General features: G+C 66.6%; 16 protein-coding genes and 2 tRNA genes. 6 read left to right on the plus strand and 12 right to left on the minus strand.

The genetic code is table 11. From position 1 onward, the window contains the following. Positions 1 to 99: 99 nt before the first annotated feature. Positions 100 to 1575: an MFS transporter gene (locus tag CSQ99_RS12750; RefSeq protein WP_099039397.1), complete on the plus strand. Its 1476-nt coding sequence runs from the start codon at positions 100 to 102 to the stop codon at positions 1573 to 1575. A 14-nt stretch (positions 1576 to 1589) separates the two neighbouring features. Here CSQ99_RS12750 and CSQ99_RS12755 read toward each other — a convergent pair. The 6 genes from CSQ99_RS12755 to CSQ99_RS12780 form a co-directional block, all read right to left on the minus strand. Continuing rightward, positions 1590 to 1663, minus strand: a tRNA-Ile gene (locus CSQ99_RS12755). Between the two features lie 29 nt (positions 1664 to 1692). Further along, positions 1693 to 2538, minus strand: coding sequence for a carboxymuconolactone decarboxylase family protein (locus tag CSQ99_RS12760; protein ID WP_176561002.1), 846 nt, complete (start codon positions 2536 to 2538; stop codon positions 1693 to 1695). Between the two features lie 7 nt (positions 2539 to 2545). Then, positions 2546 to 3922, minus strand: a complete 1377-nt coding sequence (locus CSQ99_RS12765) for a TldD/PmbA family protein (RefSeq protein ID WP_099039398.1) — start codon at positions 3920 to 3922, stop codon at positions 2546 to 2548. A 3-nt stretch (positions 3923 to 3925) separates the two neighbouring features. Next, positions 3926 to 5443 (minus strand): TldD/PmbA family protein, encoded by a 1518-nt coding sequence (locus CSQ99_RS12770; RefSeq protein WP_099039466.1) that lies wholly within the window; start codon positions 5441 to 5443, stop codon positions 3926 to 3928. Between the two features lie 51 nt (positions 5444 to 5494). Continuing rightward, positions 5495 to 6343 carry a CbiQ family ECF transporter T component gene (locus CSQ99_RS12775; protein WP_099039399.1) on the minus strand — a complete coding sequence of 283 codons (849 nt, stop codon included), beginning with the start codon at positions 6341 to 6343 and terminating at the stop codon, positions 5495 to 5497. Next, a complete protein-coding gene (locus CSQ99_RS12780; RefSeq protein ID WP_099039400.1) occupies positions 6340 to 8388 on the minus strand; it encodes an ABC transporter ATP-binding protein in 2049 nt (682 codons plus the stop codon). Before CSQ99_RS12780 ends, CSQ99_RS12775 begins: the two co-directional genes overlap by 4 nt. A 109-nt stretch (positions 8389 to 8497) precedes the next feature. Here CSQ99_RS12780 and CSQ99_RS12785 point away from each other — a divergent pair, with 109 nt between their 5' ends. Continuing rightward, a complete protein-coding gene (locus CSQ99_RS12785) occupies positions 8498 to 8935 on the plus strand; it encodes a MarR family winged helix-turn-helix transcriptional regulator (RefSeq protein WP_099039401.1) in 438 nt (145 codons plus the stop codon). A 29-nt stretch (positions 8936 to 8964) separates the two neighbouring features. Continuing rightward, positions 8965 to 10167 (plus strand): MFS transporter, encoded by a 1203-nt coding sequence (locus CSQ99_RS12790; protein WP_099039402.1) that lies wholly within the window; start codon positions 8965 to 8967, stop codon positions 10165 to 10167. A 48-nt stretch (positions 10168 to 10215) separates the two neighbouring features. On the opposite strand, the gene CSQ99_RS12795 is transcribed toward CSQ99_RS12790, so the two are convergent. Both CSQ99_RS12795 and CSQ99_RS12800 read right to left on the minus strand, forming a co-directional pair. Then, positions 10216 to 11328: an esterase-like activity of phytase family protein gene (locus CSQ99_RS12795; RefSeq protein WP_245908885.1), complete on the minus strand. Its 1113-nt coding sequence runs from the start codon at positions 11326 to 11328 to the stop codon at positions 10216 to 10218. Further along, positions 11325 to 12062 carry a VIT1/CCC1 transporter family protein gene (locus tag CSQ99_RS12800; protein ID WP_176561003.1) on the minus strand — a complete coding sequence of 246 codons (738 nt, stop codon included), beginning with the start codon at positions 12060 to 12062 and terminating at the stop codon, positions 11325 to 11327. The genes CSQ99_RS12795 and CSQ99_RS12800 overlap by 4 nt, the downstream gene beginning before the upstream one ends. 101 nt (positions 12063 to 12163) lie before the next feature. Here CSQ99_RS12800 and CSQ99_RS12805 point away from each other — a divergent pair, with 101 nt between their 5' ends. Continuing rightward, positions 12164 to 14101, plus strand: coding sequence for an acyl-CoA dehydrogenase family protein (locus CSQ99_RS12805; protein WP_099039404.1), 1938 nt, complete (start codon positions 12164 to 12166; stop codon positions 14099 to 14101). 131 nt (positions 14102 to 14232) lie between these two features. Further along, positions 14233 to 15075, plus strand: a complete 843-nt coding sequence (locus tag CSQ99_RS12810; RefSeq protein WP_099039405.1) for a hypothetical protein — start codon at positions 14233 to 14235, stop codon at positions 15073 to 15075. A gap of 7 nt (positions 15076 to 15082) precedes the next feature. Here the strand turns inward: CSQ99_RS12810 and CSQ99_RS12815 are convergent, their stop codons facing one another. Continuing rightward, positions 15083 to 15265: a thiazole synthase gene (locus tag CSQ99_RS12815; RefSeq protein WP_099039406.1), complete on the minus strand. Its 183-nt coding sequence runs from the start codon at positions 15263 to 15265 to the stop codon at positions 15083 to 15085. An 80-nt stretch (positions 15266 to 15345) separates the two neighbouring features. Beyond that, positions 15346 to 15418: transfer RNA gene (locus CSQ99_RS12820), tRNA-Asn, on the minus strand. Between the two features lie 150 nt (positions 15419 to 15568). On the opposite strand from CSQ99_RS12820, the gene CSQ99_RS12825 reads away from it, so the two are divergent. Further along, a complete protein-coding gene (locus CSQ99_RS12825; protein ID WP_099039407.1) occupies positions 15569 to 15823 on the plus strand; it encodes a hypothetical protein in 255 nt (84 codons plus the stop codon). Here the strand turns inward: CSQ99_RS12825 and CSQ99_RS12830 are convergent, their stop codons facing one another. Together CSQ99_RS12830 and dnaG are read right to left on the minus strand one after the other, a co-directional pair. After that, positions 15824 to 16132, minus strand: coding sequence for a DUF7155 family protein (locus CSQ99_RS12830; RefSeq protein WP_099039408.1), 309 nt, complete (start codon positions 16130 to 16132; stop codon positions 15824 to 15826). It abuts the gene before it with no gap. A 67-nt stretch (positions 16133 to 16199) separates the two neighbouring features. Then, a complete protein-coding gene (gene dnaG / locus CSQ99_RS12835; RefSeq protein ID WP_099039409.1) occupies positions 16200 to 18122 on the minus strand; it encodes a DNA primase in 1923 nt (640 codons plus the stop codon). Positions 18123 to 18135 lie beyond the last annotated feature (13 nt).

Raw genomic sequence — 18135 nt, forward strand, 5'->3', positions numbered from 1 at the left:
GGCGCTACAAGCAGCCGACACCGGCGCACACGACTGGCGGTAGCGCCGCCCTCGTGGCGAGTCGTTCGTCGGCCCCCTAACTCGAGGAGAGAACCCATAGTGAAAGACGCGCTGGATAAGCCGGCCTTCGGCGCCCCGGAGCACCGCTGGACTAGTCGGCTCATCCTTTGGGTGGCCGTCCTGATCCTCGCCAACGTCCTGGCAGATGTCGTCGTCGGCTCGCCCATGATGGTCCTGCCTCAATTGCTCGAGCATTTCGATACAGATCAGGCCGCCTGGCTGAACGCGAGCGCGATGCTCGCGGGGGCCATCTGGTCGCCGCTGCTCGCGAAAAGTTCCGATATCTTCGGCAAACGCCTGGTCCTCATCACCACGCTGCTCCTCGCCTGCGCAGGGGCGCTGGTCTGCCTCGTCGCTCCCAACATCTGGGTCTTCATGTCGGGGCGCTTCCTCCAAGGCGCCGCATTCGCCGCGGTCTTCCTCACCGTGGCTCTGCTGCGACAGATCTGCACCCCGGTGGTGGCGATGGCCGCGGTCGGGCTCGTGACCTCGGGCTCGTCGATCCTCGGAATCGTCGAGCCGTTCCTGATGAAGCCGATCATCGATATGTTCGGTTACCGGAGTGTGTTCGTCGCTGCCGCACTGCTCGCCGCGGCGGCCGCGCTGTGCGTGCGTTCCGTCATTCCGGAGTCGCCGATCCGCAGCACCGGCCGTATCGACGTAGTCGGAGCGTTCCTGCTTGGCGGCGGTCTCGCTGCCGTGCTCGCCTACGTCAGCCTCGGCAGAGACCTCGGATGGCTGTCAGGGGGAATGCTCGCGCTGCTGGCGGCCGGTGCCGCCGCCTTGGCCGGTTGGGTCGTTCTCGCGCTGCGGGTCGCCGAACCCATCATCGACATCCGGGCACTGAGTCGCCCCGTCCTGCTGATGCTGCTGGCCCTGGTACTGGCCGCGGGCGCGTTCCGAAGCATGCTGCAACTGACGAGCATCATCGGCCAGGTACCGCCCGACCTCGGGCTCGGCTACGGATTGGGCCACGGAGAGGCCATCGCCGTGCTGCTCGCCACGCCCAATCTCGGCATCGTCATCGGCGGCGTGTGTGCCGGATGGATCGCAGGGCGAATCGGTCCCGCACTACCGCTGCTCGGCGGCATCGCCATCGGAATAGCGGGCACGTTCGCGATGCTGGCGGGCGTATCCGTGCTCCCGCTGGCGATCACGTGCGGCGCCATGCTCGGTGTCGCCGCCGGCGCTATCGGCGCCTCCGGCTACAACCTTGCGACCGATCTGGCACCGCCCGAGCGTCAGGGGACGATTGCTGGTCTCGTGTCAGTCGTGCTCGCCCTCGGCTCGGTCGTCTTCAATGTCGCTGGAGGCGAAGTACTCAAGTCCACCCAAGTCCCCGGCACCTTCGCCGACGGCGCCCCGGTGAGCACCACGACCGGCGTATACCTATACGTCGCGATGGCCGGGATGCTCTTCGTCCTCGCAGCGATTCCCGCAATCATGCTGGCGCGCAACCGGTCCGCCGCGGCTGTGACGCCTCAACGTGCAGATTCGCCCGCAGTCAGCCGTTAGTCAGGCGATCGAAGTGGGGCGGGCGGGGCTCGAACCCGCGACCAATGGATTATGAGTCCACGGCTCTAACCAACTGAGCTACCGCCCCCGATCGTGCGGCACCTATATTCGCATGCGCTAACCGGCTGAGACCGTCTGCCCGTCGGCGTCCACGGAGAACAACTCCGTGCCATCGGTCACCAACGGGGCGTCCACCCCCAGCGACACCATGATCTTGTTGGCGGCGTTACGCATGATGTCCAGCGTCAACTCGAACGCCTGATCCTTGGAGAAGTTCTTGCGCACCCCTGCCGCGGTTTCGGCGCTGATCTGCGACGGCGTCCAGATCATCGCGTCGACGAACCGCAGCGCGGCCTTGTGCGCATCGGTCAGCTTCTCCGAGGACTCGTACTGCTCGATCTCGCCGTACAGGTCCTCCGACCCACCCGAATCCAGCGCATTGGTCTCCCGCCTCGACTTGCACAGCCGGCAGTTGTGCTGCGCTGCGCCTTGCAGCCGCACGACCTCCGTCGTGACCGGATCCAGCTCGCGCAGCCTTGCCACCGCCGGCAGGAACCCGTTGAGCAGAGCGTCGGTCGGATCGGAGTCGTGGTCCCAGTCGACCGCGCCGCCATTGCCGGCCTTACGTAGCCCAAGCGCCTCGAACCCGGCCCACACCCGTGGCACGAAGTCGGCGATGAACATCATCACGACGGTCCGAAACACCTTGTCGCCCAGCGCCTTCGTCAGCTGCTTGCGCTGGTTGTCACCGATGCCCGACACATCGACGGCGAACTGCTCGGTGAACGCGCACACCAGCGGCTCATGCTCGGCCGCGCCGTCGATCAGATCGACCTCCATCGGCAGCGGCGACAGCGCCAGCGCCCTGCCGCACGTCAACCGCATCAACGTGTCGAGCCGTCCATTCCCCGACGACATCGCCACCAGACCGCCGATCCGCTCGGCCAGATTCTCGTCACTCACCCATGGATTATTGCGCCTGGCTCACCGAGGACATGTGGAAGTCCGGGATCCGCAGCGACGGCATCGTCACCCGCGTCATCCAATCCCCCCATTCCCGCGGCAGCGTGCGGTCGGTGGCACCGGCCTCGGTGGCCCGTCGCAACAGGTCCAGCGGGCTTTCGTTGAACCGGAAATTGTTGACCGCCGCCGTCACCTCGCCGTCTTCGACCAGGTAGACGCCATCGCGGGTCAGGCCCGTCATCAGCAGCACCGCCGGGTCGACCTCGCGGATGTACCACAGCGTGGTCAGCAGTAGGCCGCGCTCGGTACTCGCGATCATGTCCGCAAGGCTGGCCGTGCCGCCCGTCATCAGCAGATTGTCCGCAGGCGCCGCGAAGGGCGCATTGAACTCCGCGGCCGACGCACGCGGATACGCCAGCGTGCTGATCACACCGTCGCGAATCCAGTCCGCGCGCCCGATGTCCAGCCCGTTGTCGAACACCGACGCCCGCTCCGATGACGCCGACGCCGTGACGAACGGCGTACACCCCAACCCCTCGGCGAACGGATCCGAGTACATCGTCAGCGGCAGATCGGTGAGTCTCTCCCCCACCCGCGTGCCGCCGCCGGGGGCCGAGAGCGCGGTGCGACCCTCCTCGGCACCGCGGCCGTCCATCGTCCACCACAAATAGATCATCATGTCCGCCACGGTCGACGGAGGCATGATCGTCTCGTATCGTCCGGCAGGCAGCTCGACGGTGCGCTGCGCCCAGCCCAGCCTCGTGGACAGCCTCTCGAGCAGCGAATCCGTTGGCACATCGACGAAGTCCGTGGTGCTGTGCCCCACCCACGCGCTGGCGTCATCACGTTTCCCGTTGATCTCCACCGAACCCGTCGGCTGGGAATAGCGGCGCCGCAACCCGTTCGAGGTGGCCAAGAACGTCGTCTCGACCTCGTGGCGGGCGAACCCGTACAGCTGATCCGCGCCGCTGAAACCCCGCGCCGCCAGACTGCCCGCCACCTCGAGGAACGCCTGAACGCTGGTGCCCGGCACCGGGGCGTCCCAATCGTCGGGCGCGCCCTCGGCGGGCAGTGGCGGCGCGCTGTCCGGCGCCTCGGGTGCCGAGAGTGCCACGTCCTGCGACTCGGCCACCAGACCGGCGATCGAGGACGGGTCCACATCGCTGGACCGCACCGATCCGACTCGCGCGGTGTTTCCCTGTCGCACAATCGATATCACCGCGGTGCTACGGCTCACCGACTCGCCGTTGGTGGTCATCGAATTGCCCGCCCAGCGCAACGACGCGTCCGCGCGGTCCGTCACCAGGACGATGGTCTCGTCGGCCTTGCCGAGCCGGCCGGCCTCGGCCAGCGCAGAGTCGACTACCTGCTGTGCTCCGATCACCGACTACCGCCCCGACTCGTCGCGCGTGTTGAGCACGTTCACACCACGGAACAACGCCGACGGGCAGCCATGGCTGACGGCCGCGACCTGACCCGGCTGCGCCTTGCCACAGTTGAATGCGCCGCCCAGGCGCCACGTCGACGGCCCGCCGACGGCCTCCATCGACCCCCAGAAGTCGGTCGTGGTCGCCTGGTACGCGACGTCGCGCAACTGGCCGTCCAAGCGCCCGTCGCGGATGCGGAAAAATCGCTGTCCGGTGAACTGAAAGTTGTAGCGCTGCATATCGATCGACCACGACTTGTCTCCGACGATGTAGATGCCGTCCTGCACGCGGGCGATCAGATCGTCGGTGCTCAGGTCATCGGTGCCTGGCTGCAGCGACACGTTGGCCATCCGCTGGATCGGCACGTGATGCGGCGAGTCGGCGTACGAGCACCCGTTGGACCGCGCGACGCCCAATCGCGGGGCGAACACCCGGTCGAGCTGGTACCCGACGAAGATCCCGTCGCGCACCAGATCCCAGCTCTGCGCCCGTACTCCCTCGTCGTCGAAGCCGACGCTGGCCAAACCGTATTCGACAGTCCGGTCGGCGGTCACGTTCATCACCGGCGATCCGTAGCGCATCGTGCCCAGTTTGTCCGGCGTCGCGAACGATGTGCCGGCGTAGGCCGCCTCATAGCCGATCGCGCGGTCGTACTCGGTGGCGTGCCCGATCGATTCGTGGATCGTCAGCCACAGATTGGTCGGGTCGATCACGAGATCCGTCGGCCCCGCCAAAACGCTGGGCGCCTTGGCCTTTTCGGCAAGCAGCGACGGCAGCTGCGCCAGCTCGTCGGACCAGTTCCACACGTCGTCACCCGCGACGACCTCCCAGCCCCTGGCCATCGGCGGCACCAGCGTGCGCATTGTTTCGAACGTGCCCGCCGCGGCGTCCACGGTCACGGCGTCCAGGGTCGGCATCAGCCGGACCCGCTGCTGGGTGATCGAAGAGCCGAACGTGTCGGCGTAGAAGGTCTGCTCCTTCATCGCATGCAGTCCGGCCGAGACGTGGTCGACGCCGTCAGCAGCCATCAAACGTCCGGAGTACTCGCCGAGCACCGCGATCTTGTCGGACGCGGCGACGTCGAACGGGTCGATTCGGTAGTCCGACACCCAGCTGACGTCGGAGTACACCGGCTCGGGGGCAAGTTCGATGCGTTCGGCGTTCAGCGGCTGCAGCGTCGCCGCCACGTGTACTGCTCGACGCGCGGTCTCGGCGGCGGTGCCCGGTTCCAGCTCGGCGTGCGAGGCGAAGCCCCACGTGCCGTTCACGATGACCCGCACCGCCAGGCCGATCTCACGGTTGACCACGGCGGCCTCCAACTCGCCGTCGCGCAGCTGAACGTGCTCCGTCGTGATCGCATGAATACGCAGGTCGGCGTAGCTGGCTCCGGCGGCGACCGCCGCGGATAGTGCCGCATCGGCCAGGTCATGGCGCGGCAGCTCGAGGAAGTCGGCGTCGACTCGGCGTTGCGCTGTCACACCCTCCACCGTAATAGCGGCCCCGGTGCGTCGCGAAAACAGCCGGAGGCGTCAGCTCGTGACGGCGCTGGTGCCCAGGATCGTGAGCTCCAGCGCGAGTGCGGTGCCGCAGACCACGATCACAATCGCCAGAGCCCACCAGTCAATCGCCCTCGGGCCCGACGGCGATGCCGAAATCTGGCCCGCGCCACCGCGCGCGGTGATGGCGTCGCCCATTTCGTCGGCTCGCCGCAACGCAACGACAACGGCCGCCGCGAGCAGGTCGATCAACTCGAGCCATGCGTTGCGGAAGCGCCCGCGCCTGGTGGACGCCACATCCCTGGGTCTCAACCGGCGCGCGGCGTAGAGGACGCGGAACTCGTCGATCAGCATCGGGAATGCGCGCAACGCCAATGCCAGCGCCACCGCCCACTCATCGACTGGTATGCGCAGTGCACGCAGCGGCCGCCCCAATTTGGCGACTGCGGGGGCGATTTCGGCGACATTCGTCGTCCACGAGACCATGGCGCCGAGGCCCAGCAGGACGATCGACAGCGCGGTGATGCGTAAGAAGTTGAACAGCCCGCCGAGCCCGACCTCGACCGAGCCGAAGTCGAGCACCGGGCTGCCGCCCGCGAAAGTCGCAGTGAGGCCGCCCAACAACACCAGAAACCAGAGCCAGCCCGGAACCGAGGGCAGTACGCCTCGGGGAATCCGTGCGATCCGTGCGGCCACCAGCACCAGGACGGCAACCGCGCCGATGGGCACCCACCCGGGGTAGAAGGTCATCAAGATGCCGATGGCCGCCACCATGAGGAGTTTCGTGCCGGCCCACAGCCGATGGATGGCGCTGTTGCCCGGCACGGGCCGCAGCAGCACGACTTGTCTGCGCGGCCGCTGGCTCACGGTAGGGGCCGTCACGCTCTGCCTCCCGCCGCGGTCGGTGTCGGCGCCAGCACCCCGTCCTGCAGATGCAGGGTGCGCGGACACACCTCCTCGAGACCCGAGAAGTCGTGGGAGATGATGACCAATGTCAGACCCGCATCGCGCCGTAAGTCGCCCAGGAGTCGCAGCAGCCCACGCTGACTCGCCGCATCCAGCCCGGCGAGTGGCTCGTCGAGGATGAGCGCACGCGGCTCACGGGCCAGCAGTCCGGCGAGCACCACACGGCGCATCTGGCCGCCGCTGAGCTGATCGATGCGTCGTTTCGCCAGGCCGGAATCCAAACCGACGGTGGACAGCGCCTTCGCCACCCGCCTGCGGTCGCGCGGCGAGAACCCAGCCGCCGAGGCAATCTCCAGATCCACCCGGCCCCGCATCAACTGCAGGCGGGCCGCCTGGAACGAGATCGCCACGGCGCCAACCTGATCCGACACCGGGGTGCCGTCGAGTAGGCAGCTGCCCGCGGTCGGGACGGTGAGCCCGGCCATGATCCACGCCAGCGTCGACTTTCCGGAACCGTTGAGACCGTGGATCAGCAAGCCGTCGCCCTCGTTGACGGTGAAGGTGATGTCATGCAGCGCCGTTGCGGCCCAAGGCGTTCCGCTGCCGTATTCGTGGTTGACGCCCTTGAGTTCGAGTAGGGCCTTGTCGGAATGGTGGGCCGCCGTCACCGTCGCCGCAGGCGCCGAAGCGGTCTCCACCATGTCGGTGTTGTCGGCGGCGCCGCCATTTCCGGTGAGGTTCACGGTGCGGTCAGCGACATCCGCCTCGTCGTTGTAGTGAGTGATGTGCACCAACGACATGTCGTGATGCTTCGTCAGCCCGGAGAGCACCTCCATCAATGCTCCGCGACCGTCCTGGTCCACCATGCTGGTGACCTCGTCAGCGATCAGCAGTGCCGGGTCACGGGCCAGCGCCCCCGCCACCGCGAGGCGCTGCAGCTCACCACCGGACAGACCCCCGGTGTCGCGCTCGGCCAGCCCGTCCAGGCCGACCTCGCCGAGCAGCTTTCCGATGTCGGTGGTCGCGCCGGGCGGCAGGCCCCACACCACGTCGTCGGCGACACGGGTACCCAGTACCTGGCTCTCGGGATGCTGCATGATCACCGCCGTGCCACCGGGCCGGCCCAGGCCGACGGCACCGGGCCGCTCGATGGTGCCGGCCGTGGGTTCGCGTCCGGCCAGCATCAGCATCAGCGTCGTCTTGCCCGAGCCGTTGGCGCCGGTGATGGCGAGATGCTCGCCCGGTTCGACGTTCAGCGACACCGGCCCGAGCGCGTCGTGGTCTGCGCTGGGATAGCGGAAGCGGACGTCGTGCAACTTGGTCGGGACCGGTGCGATCGGTCCGGTATCGGCCGAGGAGTCCAGCTTGTGCACATCGGGAATGGTCAGCAGTCGCGACATCACCCTCGACAACGCCCACCAACCGATGAGCGTGACCATTGCGATGGACCACACCGATGAGGCGAAGAACAGGAACGGCCAGTAGTCCAGCGCGGTGGCGAAGTCGCGTTTGAGTTGGTCGGCGAAGCCTTCCATGTTCGGGATGCGCGCGATGATCGCGGCGGCGCCGTTGACGTTGGCGGTCACCGATTCGAACACGAGGTGGCGCAGCCGCACGAGGATGGTCAGCGCCGTCACGACGAGCACGCCGAAGAACGCGCCGGCGACAAGCGAACTGAGGAAGACGGTCATGGTGCCGCGTCCGCGGCGCTTGACGACCCCGGTGAGTCCACCGATGTAGGCACAGTTCACAACGGTCATGAAGCCGCCGAGGCCGGCGATCAGGAAGGCGATGATCGCGCCTGCCACCGTTGCCGTGAGCAGCACCCGCAGTCGGTACCGGTAGGCCAGCAGTCCCATCGGGACGGTGGCGAGCAACGAAAGGCCGGCCGCGAACGGAACGACGACGGCAATGATCGCCGTAGCGGCGGACAGCGCCGCAATCACCGATGCCTGGGCGAGTTCACCAGGGCTCAGCGCGCCGGAACGTCGAGTAGCGCTCGATTCCCCGGTCACGGCCATTGCACGATTCTGCCAGTCGTTCTCTAAGAACGGGCATCGCCTCACTGCGAACAGCAATCAACCCGGCCAGGGATTGAACTGCATAGTGAAGCTATGTAATCATGGACGGATGACTCAGACCCTCGGAGCCGACCTGCTGTCCGTGGTCGCCCGGATAAATCGACTCGCCACCCAACGCGCCCGGCTGCCGCTGCCGTTCGCCCAGGCGCGACTGCTGTCGACCATCGAGGACCAGGGGCCGACCCGCATATCCGATCTCGCGGCGCTGGATCACTGCTCGCAACCGACGATGACGACCCAGGTGCGCAGGCTCGAAGACGGGGGCTACGTATCACGCACCGTCGACCCCGGCGATGCGCGGGCCGTGCTCATCGAGATCACGGCCAAGGGAACCGAGACGCTGAGGCAGGTGCGCGTGGACCGCGGCGCGGCCATCGACCCGTATCTCGAGCGCCTCGATGCCACGGATCGCCACGCGCTCGGCGAGGCCGTTCGGGTGCTGCGCGGACTTCTCGCGGACGCGGCCTCCCCCACCACCGCCAAGTAACTCGCGACGAAAAAGGAGTATTCGCCCGCATGTGGCGTCAACCCAAAGCTGTTTGGGCCGTTGCCTTCGCGTCTGTTGTCGCGTTCATGGGCATCGGTCTCGTCGACCCTATCCTCAAGCCGATAGCCGACAACCTGAACGCATCCGCGTCGCAGGTGTCGCTTTTGTTCACCAGCTACATGGCGGTGATGGGCGTGGCCATGCTGATCACCGGCGTGGTGGCCAGCCGGATCGGCCCGAAACGCACACTGCTACTCGGCCTCGTCGTGATCATCGCCGGTGCGGGCCTGGCCGGCATGTCGGACACGGTGACCGAAATTGTTGGCTGGCGGGCACTTTGGGGGCTGGGCAACGCGCTGTTCATTGCGACGGCGTTGGCCACCATCGTCAATTCGGCGCGCGGTTCGGTGGCGCAGGCGATCATTCTGTACGAAGCGGCGCTGGGACTGGGCATCGCCGTCGGCCCGCTCGTCGGCGGTGTCCTCGGGTCGATCTCATGGCGTGGCCCGTTCTTCGGGGTGTCGGCACTGATGGCCTTCGCCGTCGTCGTCACGGCCATCCTGCTGCCGTCGACCCCACCCGCGCAGCGTAAGACGACGTTGGCCGACCCCTTCCGAGCGCTGCGGCACCGTGGGCTGCTCGGCGTCGCAATCACCGCACTGCTGTACAACTTCGGCTTCTTCACGCTGCTGGCGTTCACCCCGTTCCCGCTCGACATGAGCGCCCATGAGATCGGGTTGATCTTCTTCGGCTGGGGCGTCGCATTGGCATTCACGTCGGTCGTCGTCGCACCGCGACTGCAACACCGCTTCGGCACGGTGCCGACGCTGCTGGTGAACCTACTGGCGATGTCGGCGACCCTGGCGGTGATGGCGGTCGGCACGGAGAACAAAACCGTTCTCGCGACGTGTGTGGTGGTATCGGGCCTGTTCATCGGCATCAACAACACGTTGATCACCGAAACCGTGATGAAGGCGGCGCCGGTCGAAAGAGGTGTCGCCTCTGCGGCTTACAGCTTCGTGCGGTTCTCCGGGGCCGCGCTGGCGCCGTGGCTGGCAGGTGTGCTCGGTGAGCAGATCAACGTGCACGTGCCGTACTGGGTCGGCGCGGGAGCGGTGGTCCTGGCCGCCGGAGTCCTGGCGCTCACCCGCGCGCATCTGACGGGCATCGATGTCGAAGAGGTCGACGATGTCGACGAGGCGACCGCAATCACCGTCGGCAGCGATTCTTAGTGATTTCGGTGCGCTTACAGTCGCTGAACGAACGTTTCCGCACCGAAATCACGAAAGCGCGAATGCGTAGAACTGCGTCATCTGCTCTTCGGAAAAGTTGTCGTCAGTGACGAGCACCAGAACCTGCCTGCCGTCGGGCAGCTTGGGACCCAACGTGATTCCCTCGACATTGTCCAGGTTCTGCACCTGGGGCATCATCGAGAGATCGGCGAGCAGGCTTTTGGTCATCGCTGTCGGCGGTGCATCCGCAATTGTTGGTCTGCCCAAGATGTTGTCGGCTCCTGCGATGCCGGCCCGGTAGATACGCGCCACGTTGTGACTGCCGTGCGAGCGTTCGATGACCAGGAAGTTGTCGTCGTCGAGCGCCACGAGATCCGACAGGCCGTTCGCTTCCCCGTCCGGCGCGCTGATCGGGTCCAGCGGATAGGCGTACTGCGCGGTGGCGGTGCCCGTCGCGACGTCGAACCGGGTGATGCGGGTCAGGGCACCGGCGTCGGCGGTCGGCAGGCTGCCGTCGTTGAAGCCCGGATCTTCCATACCCGCGAACAGATAGTTGCCGCTCGGGGTCAACGTGAGGCCCTCGAGGCCCTCGTTTTTCCGGGCTCCCGAGTCCTGCTGTGCCATCGACAGCACGGGCGGCAGCGCGTATTGCCCGCGGAAAGAGCCGTCGAGCCCGGCGACACGGACCCACGGATCCAACAGCAGCGGCCGGTTCGGGTCCTTGACGATGCGCTCACCCTCGCTGGACCAGAACAGCTGTTGGCGGCGCTCGTCGAAGGCGATGCCCTCGGGATCAGGAGGGATCACCGGAGGTGAGGCGTCGGGCGACAGCGGCGGGAACGGTGCGCCGGACCGGTCCAGCAGCGGCGTGGTGTCGAGCCACTCGATTCCAGTCAATCTGTTGTTCGGCAACATGATTCGGATGGTGTAGAACCTCGCCGAGTCCCTCGCCGAGCGGTCGTCGCTGATCACGTAGTAGACCTGACGGCCGGGGTCGTAACTGATCGCCGAAAGCCCTCCGACAATCGTGTCATCGAACGCGGTGCCCGACGGAAAGTCGATCTGCCCGAGGTAGTCCAAGTCCGTCGACGACGTATGCGCGGAGCTGCAGGCGGCAAGACACAACGCGGCGGCGAACAGGCCGCACCGCAGTTGCCTCACCCGGTGACTGTACCGACGAGTGCCCCGACAAGATACGTCGCCGCGATGGCGGTCATGCCGAATGCCAGCTGCCGCAACGACGCAAACCAGACTGGGCGCCTCGTGAAGCGCGCGGCCACACCGCCCGCGACGATGAGCCCGACACCGCCGCACAGCAGTCCGGCCCACAGCGACTCGAATCCGAGCAGGTACGGGATCAGCGGGATGATCGCTCCGACCGTGAACATCGCGAATGACGATCCGGCCGCGACCCACGGCGAGGGCTTCTCGCTGGGGTCGATACCCAGTTCCTGCACGAGGTGGAAGTTCAGCGCACGGTCCTCGTCGCGGTGGATCTCGTCGGTGGCCGTCACGGCGGTGTCCCGCTCCATCCCCATGTCCATCAGCATCGCCACCAGTTCGCTCTTCTCGGCCTGCGGATGTTTGAGGAACGCGCGCCGCTCGACGAGTACCTCGGAGTCGATCTGCTCGTTGGCGGTCGTCACGGACGTGTACTCGCCCATCGCCATCGAAAAGGCACCGGCCAACAACCCCGCCACACCGCTGAGCAGTACCGTATGCGCGCTGGCGGCGGCCCCGACGCCCGCGATGAGAGCCGTATTGCTCACCAGTCCGTCCATCGCTCCGAAGGTCGCCGCGCGCAACCAGCCGCCCGACACATCGGAGTGCCGGTGTGTGGTGCTGTGCGGCACGCCCGTCGGGGCTGCCGGTCCATCCATCCCCGACTTTGACATGCAGTCGATTCAACGCCACCGATTTCGCCTGGTCTAGCAAGGTTTGGCTACGTTTCTGACATCACAGTTTCGAGGCGCCTCCAAAGGGCTACGGTCGAGTTATGACCACCACTGCGGAACATCTACGCAACGCCCTCGACGGCCGCTGGCGCGATGTGAAGAACCAGGTGCGGGAGGAACTCTCCAGCGAAGTCTTCCGACCGCACTACACGCCGAACACCGTCATCGCCCGCACCAAGGTGGCGGAACAGTTGAAGATCATGGCCTCGCACGGGGCCGCCGAGGACGGGTTCAGGAAGGAACACGGCGGCAACGGCGACGTCGGTGCGGCGGTGACGCAGATCGAGATGCTCGCCATGTCGGATCTGTCGCTGATGGTCAAGGCCGGCGTGCAGTGGGGTCTGTTCGGCGGGGCCATCGAGAACCTCGGCACCGCACGCCACCACGAGGCCTACGTCCAGCGCATCATCGACCTGGACCTGCTGGGCTGCTTCGCGATGACCGAGACCGGCCACGGCAGCGATGTGCAGGCCCTGGAGACCACGGCGACATACGATCCCGCGTCACAGGAGTTCGTGATCGACTCGCCCACCCGTACCTCGCGCAAGGACTACATCGGCGGTGCTGCCGAAACCGCCCGTGTCGCCGCGGTTTTCGCGCAGCTGATCACCCCCGACGGCGAAGGACACGGAGTGCACTGCTTCGTGGTGCCGATCCGCGACGACGCGGGCAACGATCTGCCCGGCGTGACGACCAGCGACTGCCACTACAAGGGCGGCCTACCCGGCGTGGACAACGGGCGCATCCAGTTCGACCACGTTCGCGTCCCGCGGGAGAACCTGCTCAACAAGTATGCAGACGTGGCCGAAGACGGCACCTATTCCTCGCCGATCGAGAATCCGGGCCGACGGTTCTTCACGATGCTCGGCACGTTGATCCGCGGACGCGTCACCGTCGGCGGCAGCGCAGGAGCCGCAGCCCGGGTCGCGCTCGACATCGCGACTCGGTATGCGTTGGAACGCAGGCAGTTCGAAGCGCCCGGCGACGACCACGAGGTGCTGATCATGGACTACCTCGTGCATCAGCGCCGGCTGTTCCCCCTGATCGCGAAGTCTTATGCGCTGCAATTCGCGCAGAACGAGCTGGTGGCCAAATGCCACGAGCTGCAGACGTCGGATGACCCCGATGTCGAGGAGCAGCGCGAGCTGGAGTCGCGGGCGGCCGGACTCAAGGCCGCCAACACCTGGCACGCCACGCGCGCCATCCAGGAGGCACGGGAAGCCTGCGGCGGTGCAGGCTATCTGGCCGAGAACCGGCTGATCGGGCTCAAGGCCGACACCGACGTGTTCACCACCTTCGAAGGCGACAACCACGTGCTGACTCAACTGGTCGCCAAGGAGTTACTGACCGCTTACGCCGACGACATCAAGGGCATGAGCCCGGTCGAGTGGGTGCGGTTCGCGGCCAACTTCGCCGGTGAGCGGGTGCTCAAACGCACTGCGGCCGAGACGATCATGCAGACGATCCTCGACACTCGCCAGGACAATGAGGAGGAAGGCAGCCTCTTCAACCGCGGTACTCAGGTCAAGATGTTCGAGGATCGCGAGGAGTACATGCTCGCCACCGTGGCGCGCCGGCTGCAGGGGAAGTCCAAGGAGATGAGCGCGTTCGAGGCGTTCAACTCGGTGCAGGACCATGTGCTGCACACCGCGCGCGCACACATCGACCGCATCATCCTCGAGGCGTTCGTGGCAGGCATCGACTCCTGCGAGTCCACGTCTGTTGAAGGGCAAGAGGCGCGGAAGATCCTGAACCTGGTCTGTGACCTCTACGCGCTGACGGTGATCGAGGAGGACAGGGCGTGGTTCATGGAGCACCGCTTCCTGTCGACCGAACGCGCCAAGGCCGTCACGCGCGGCGTCAATGAGCGGTGCCGCGATCTGCGGCCCTACGCCGAGTTACTGGTGGAGGGTTTCGGCATACCCGAGCAGCTTCGCTACGCCGAAATGCTGCATCCGGAGAACATCATCGACACATAGGCAACACACGCCCCAGATGGTCGTGCGGGACGTCACAAATCCGCCGATTTCTGAGATGCTCCCTGTCAGTCGCTGACAGAATTCAGGATCGGTGGTCCGAGGGGACCTGCCATACCCGGAGGGGGTAGTCGATGTTCTCGTCCCACCGACCCAAGAGGGGTCTTTCGGTTGCCGTAGCGGTCGCAGCAACCGCCGCAGTCGTCGGGGCGCTCGCCCCGTCGGCGCAAGCCTTTCAGATCCAGAACCACGATCGCATCACCCGCGACGCGCTGCAGCCGCTCGGTGTAGATCAGGCCGCGATCGGCCAGATCCTGGTCGGCCCGCCGCCGGGTGCCGGTGCGGTCGGCAGCGACGCGTTCTTCTCCGACGAGTTCCGCCACATCGACGGCGCCAACAATCCCGTCGAGATCTGCAATCTGACGCAAGAGGCGTGGAACTTCTTCACCCCGGTCATCCTCGCCGGCGCCCGTCCCGCAGGCCCTGGCGGCAGCGATCTGGTCGACGGACCCGCCGCCCGCGCCGCATTCGGCGGCCTCGCACACGCGCTGCAGGACTTCTACTCCCACTCCAATTGGGTCGAAGACAACATCGCGATCAACGAGCCGGACCGGATGCCGCCCCCGCTGATGCCCACCTGCGATCCTGCGGCCTTCCCTCCGGGGCTGCACACCGGATTCTTCGACATCCAGGCCAACCACGACGACCTGCTGGGTGGCTGCCCTCCCGGCGGTCCGCCGCCGGGATTCGTCGAATGCCACTCCACGTTGAACAAGGACGCCTGGAACAGCCCGCGCGGCAGCATCATGGTGCCGGGCAGCAACCCGCCGATCAACAATTTCGATCTCGCCGCGCGGCTGGCCACCACGGCGACGGTCGATCTGTACAACCAGGTGCGGGACCTGGTGTCCGCCAGTGCGGGACCGTGTGCCGCGGACAACCTGTTCCAGGCCGACCGGCGTCAGGCCTGCTGGTAAGCCAGACTCACGCAGCTTGTTCCGCGGTGGCAAGTGCCACCGGGATGTACTCCCACGCGTCGAGGTCGGGTTCGAAGGCGTCGGCGAAGGTCTGAGCCACCCGCGACAGCTCCGTCAACTGCGTGAAGTGGGCGACGGCTGCGGCCATCGCGGTGCCGAGGATCCAGTCTGAGGTGCGTCGTATCAGCATGGGATGAGACTTGGGCAGTCGCCTTGGAGAGTTCTTGGAAAAGGCGCGTCACCTGGAGCTCACGCGATGGATGAACGTTGCTCCCCCGGGTGGACTCGAACCACCAACATTCCGGTTAACAGCCGAACGCTCTGCCAATTGAGCTACAGGGGACTGCCCGTCCGCGACGGTGTTGTCAGCGCGGATCGAGGGATGACTTTAGCGTACGTCCCGCTCGCATCGCCAATGCGCCGCCGCCCCACGCGTACCCCTCCGAGTGAGGCAGGATGGATACCAACTACACCGTCGTCTGGGAGAGGTCTTGTGATCCGGTATCTCGCCGTTTTGGCTGTCGGCTACGTCTTGGGTACGAAGGCGGGCCGACGCCGATATGAACAGATAGCCGGCACGTACAAGGCCGTCACAGAGAGCCCAGCAGCCAAGGCAGTGATCGACGCAGGGCGTCGCAGGATTGCGGATCGCGTGTCACCGGATGCACCGATGGTCACGCTGAGCGAGATCGACCGCGGAACGACCGTGATCGGACCGGAGGCCGTGCCGAAAGGCCGGCAGCGCTAGTCAGCCGATCGGCCGGTTGATGGTCTGGCCCGGCAGCAGAGGTCCGGTGGACCAGTTCGGGCCGACCACGCCGCCGCCGTTGCCGAATTGGAACGAGGGCGTACCGCCGGCGACCGGAAAGCCGTTCGAGTACGACAGGCAGTGACCGTCTTCCTTGTTGCCGAACCACGCCAGACAGGCCGGCCCGGCAAGATCCTGGGAGGCGGCGGAGGTGGTCAACGCCGATGCCGCGAAGGGCGCCGCGACCGCGGCGACCGCAAACGCGCCTGCGGCGATGAGCCGCCGCACCTGGTTCTTGGTCGATGTCACGAGTGAGCCTTTCTGAACCGTCCCCCGACGGTTGATTCGCGGGCCTACCCTATCGCGTTACGCGGCATCACGCAGTGAGGTCGTCGCCGCTGGCCTGTTCCAGCAGGCTGCGGCGATACGCCTCCATGGCGACGAGGTCTCCGAACAGCGCGTGGTACTCGTCGCCCTGCTCGACCGGCGACATGCGCTGCAGCTTGGACTTGACCTCGGCGATCTGACGTCCGACCCACACTTCCTGCAGTCGGGCCAGTACTCCGGCGATGTAGCGCGGCATTTTGTCGTCGTCCTCGACGTTGATGGCTTCCACGCCGAGCTCGTTGACCAGGCCCGCGCCTGCCTCCGATGCGGCCTGCCCACGCACCGCATCGATCCACTGGCCGCCCGACTGACCCGCGGCCGCACCACCGGCCGCAGCGATCGCTGCCCGGACCGCGGCGTAGCCGGGGTGAGTGAAGCTCTCCACGGTCAGCGAGTCGAAGACCGGCCCGGCGAGCGCCGGATATTGCAGCGCGGATTTCAGCGCTTCGCGCTGCGGCCACAGCGTCGGGTCGGCTGGATCGGGGCGTTCGGCCGCCCCCGCGGCATGGCGGGCCTGGCGCGACGCGACCTCCTCGGTGACCGCGGCGCGACGACGGCCACGCTCGGGCATGCCGCGCTTCTGCGCTTCCTCGCGCACCCTGCTGATCACCTGTGCGACGTCTTCCCAGCCCACCCAACCGGCCAGTCGACGCGCGTACTCGTCGCGCAGCATGGGTTCTTTGATCCTCGCGACCATCGGCACGCACTGCCGCAACGCGTTGACCCGGCCTTCGGCGCTGTCGAGGTCATGGTCGGCCAGCGCGGTGCGAATGGCGAACTCGAACAGCGGGGTGCGCCGCGCCACCAGGTCCCGCAGCGCCCCCTCGCCGGACTTCAGCCGAAGATCGCAGGGGTCCATTCCGTCGTCGGCCACGGCGACGAACGACTGCCCGGCGAGGTTCTGTTCACCTTCGAAGGCCTTGACCGCCGCCGCACGTCCTGCGGCGTCGCCGTCGAACACATAGATCAGCTCACCGCGAAAGAAGTTGTCGTCCATCATGAGTCGGCGCAGCATCGACAGGTGCTCGTCGCCGAACGCGGTGCCGCAGGAGGCGACGGCCGTGGTCACGCCGGAGAGGTGCATCGCCATCACGTCGGTGTAGCCCTCGACCACGACTGCCTGATGGCTCTTGGCGATGTCGCGCTTGGCCAGGTCGAGGCCGAACAGGACCGACGACTTTTTGTAGAGCACGGTTTCGGGAGTGTTGATGTACTTGGCTTCCATCTGATCGTCGTCGAAGATGCGCCGCGCTCCGAAGCCGATGACCTCCCCACCGCTGGCCCGGATCGGCCACAGCAGCCGGCGGTGGAAGCGGTCCATCGGGCCGCGCCGCCCCTCCCGCGACAGACCGGCGGCCTCCAGCTCCTTGAACTCAAAACCCTTGCGCAGCAGATGCTTTGTCAGCATTTCCCAGCCCGACGGGGCGAAGCCGCAGCCGAATCTCGCCGCGGCCTCGGCGTCGAAGTTGCGCTGGACCAGATACTCGCGGGCCGGGGCCGCTTCGTCGGACTTCAGCGCCTCGGCGTAGAACTCCTGGGCGGCGGCGTTCGCCGCAAGCAGCCTGCTGCGGCTGCCACGGTCGCGCTGCACGTTCGTCGTCGAGGCACCGGTGTAGGTGACGGTGTGACCCACGCGGTCCGCCAGCAATTCGACCGCCTCGACGAAGCTGACGTGCTCGATCTTCTGGACGAATGCGTAGACGTCACCACCCTCGCCGCAGCCGAAGCAGTGGAAGTGGCCGTGGTTGGGCCGCACGTGAAACGACGGGGACTTCTCGTCGTGGAACGGGCAGAGGCCCTTCAGCGAGTCCGCACCCGCCCGCCGCAGTTGTACGTAGTCCCCGACGATCTCCTCGATGCGAACGCGTTCGCGAATGGCCGCGATGTCACGATCAGGAATGCGGCCGGCCACCGGGCCAGTCTAG

The sequence above is a fragment of the Mycobacterium neglectum genome (assembly GCF_002591975.1).
GTDB lineage: Bacteria > Actinomycetota > Actinomycetes > Mycobacteriales > Mycobacteriaceae > Mycobacterium > Mycobacterium neglectum.

Excerpts from the sequence above, each read along its gene's own strand:
- CSQ99_RS12780 (WP_099039400.1), bottom strand. The coding sequence starts at position 8,388 with ATGGCCGTGACCGGGGAATCGAGCGCTACTCGACGTTCCGGCGCGCTG.
- CSQ99_RS12785 (WP_099039401.1), top strand. The coding sequence starts at position 8,498 with ATGACTCAGACCCTCGGAGCCGACCTGCTGTCCGTGGTCGCCCGGATA.
- CSQ99_RS12790 (WP_099039402.1), top strand. The coding sequence starts at position 8,965 with ATGTGGCGTCAACCCAAAGCTGTTTGGGCCGTTGCCTTCGCGTCTGTT.
- CSQ99_RS12800 (WP_176561003.1), bottom strand. The coding sequence starts at position 12,062 with ATGTCAAAGTCGGGGATGGATGGACCGGCAGCCCCGACGGGCGTGCCG.
- CSQ99_RS12805 (WP_099039404.1), top strand. The coding sequence starts at position 12,164 with ATGACCACCACTGCGGAACATCTACGCAACGCCCTCGACGGCCGCTGG.
- CSQ99_RS12810 (WP_099039405.1), top strand. The coding sequence starts at position 14,233 with ATGTTCTCGTCCCACCGACCCAAGAGGGGTCTTTCGGTTGCCGTAGCG.
- CSQ99_RS12815 (WP_099039406.1), bottom strand. The coding sequence starts at position 15,265 with ATGCTGATACGACGCACCTCAGACTGGATCCTCGGCACCGCGATGGCC.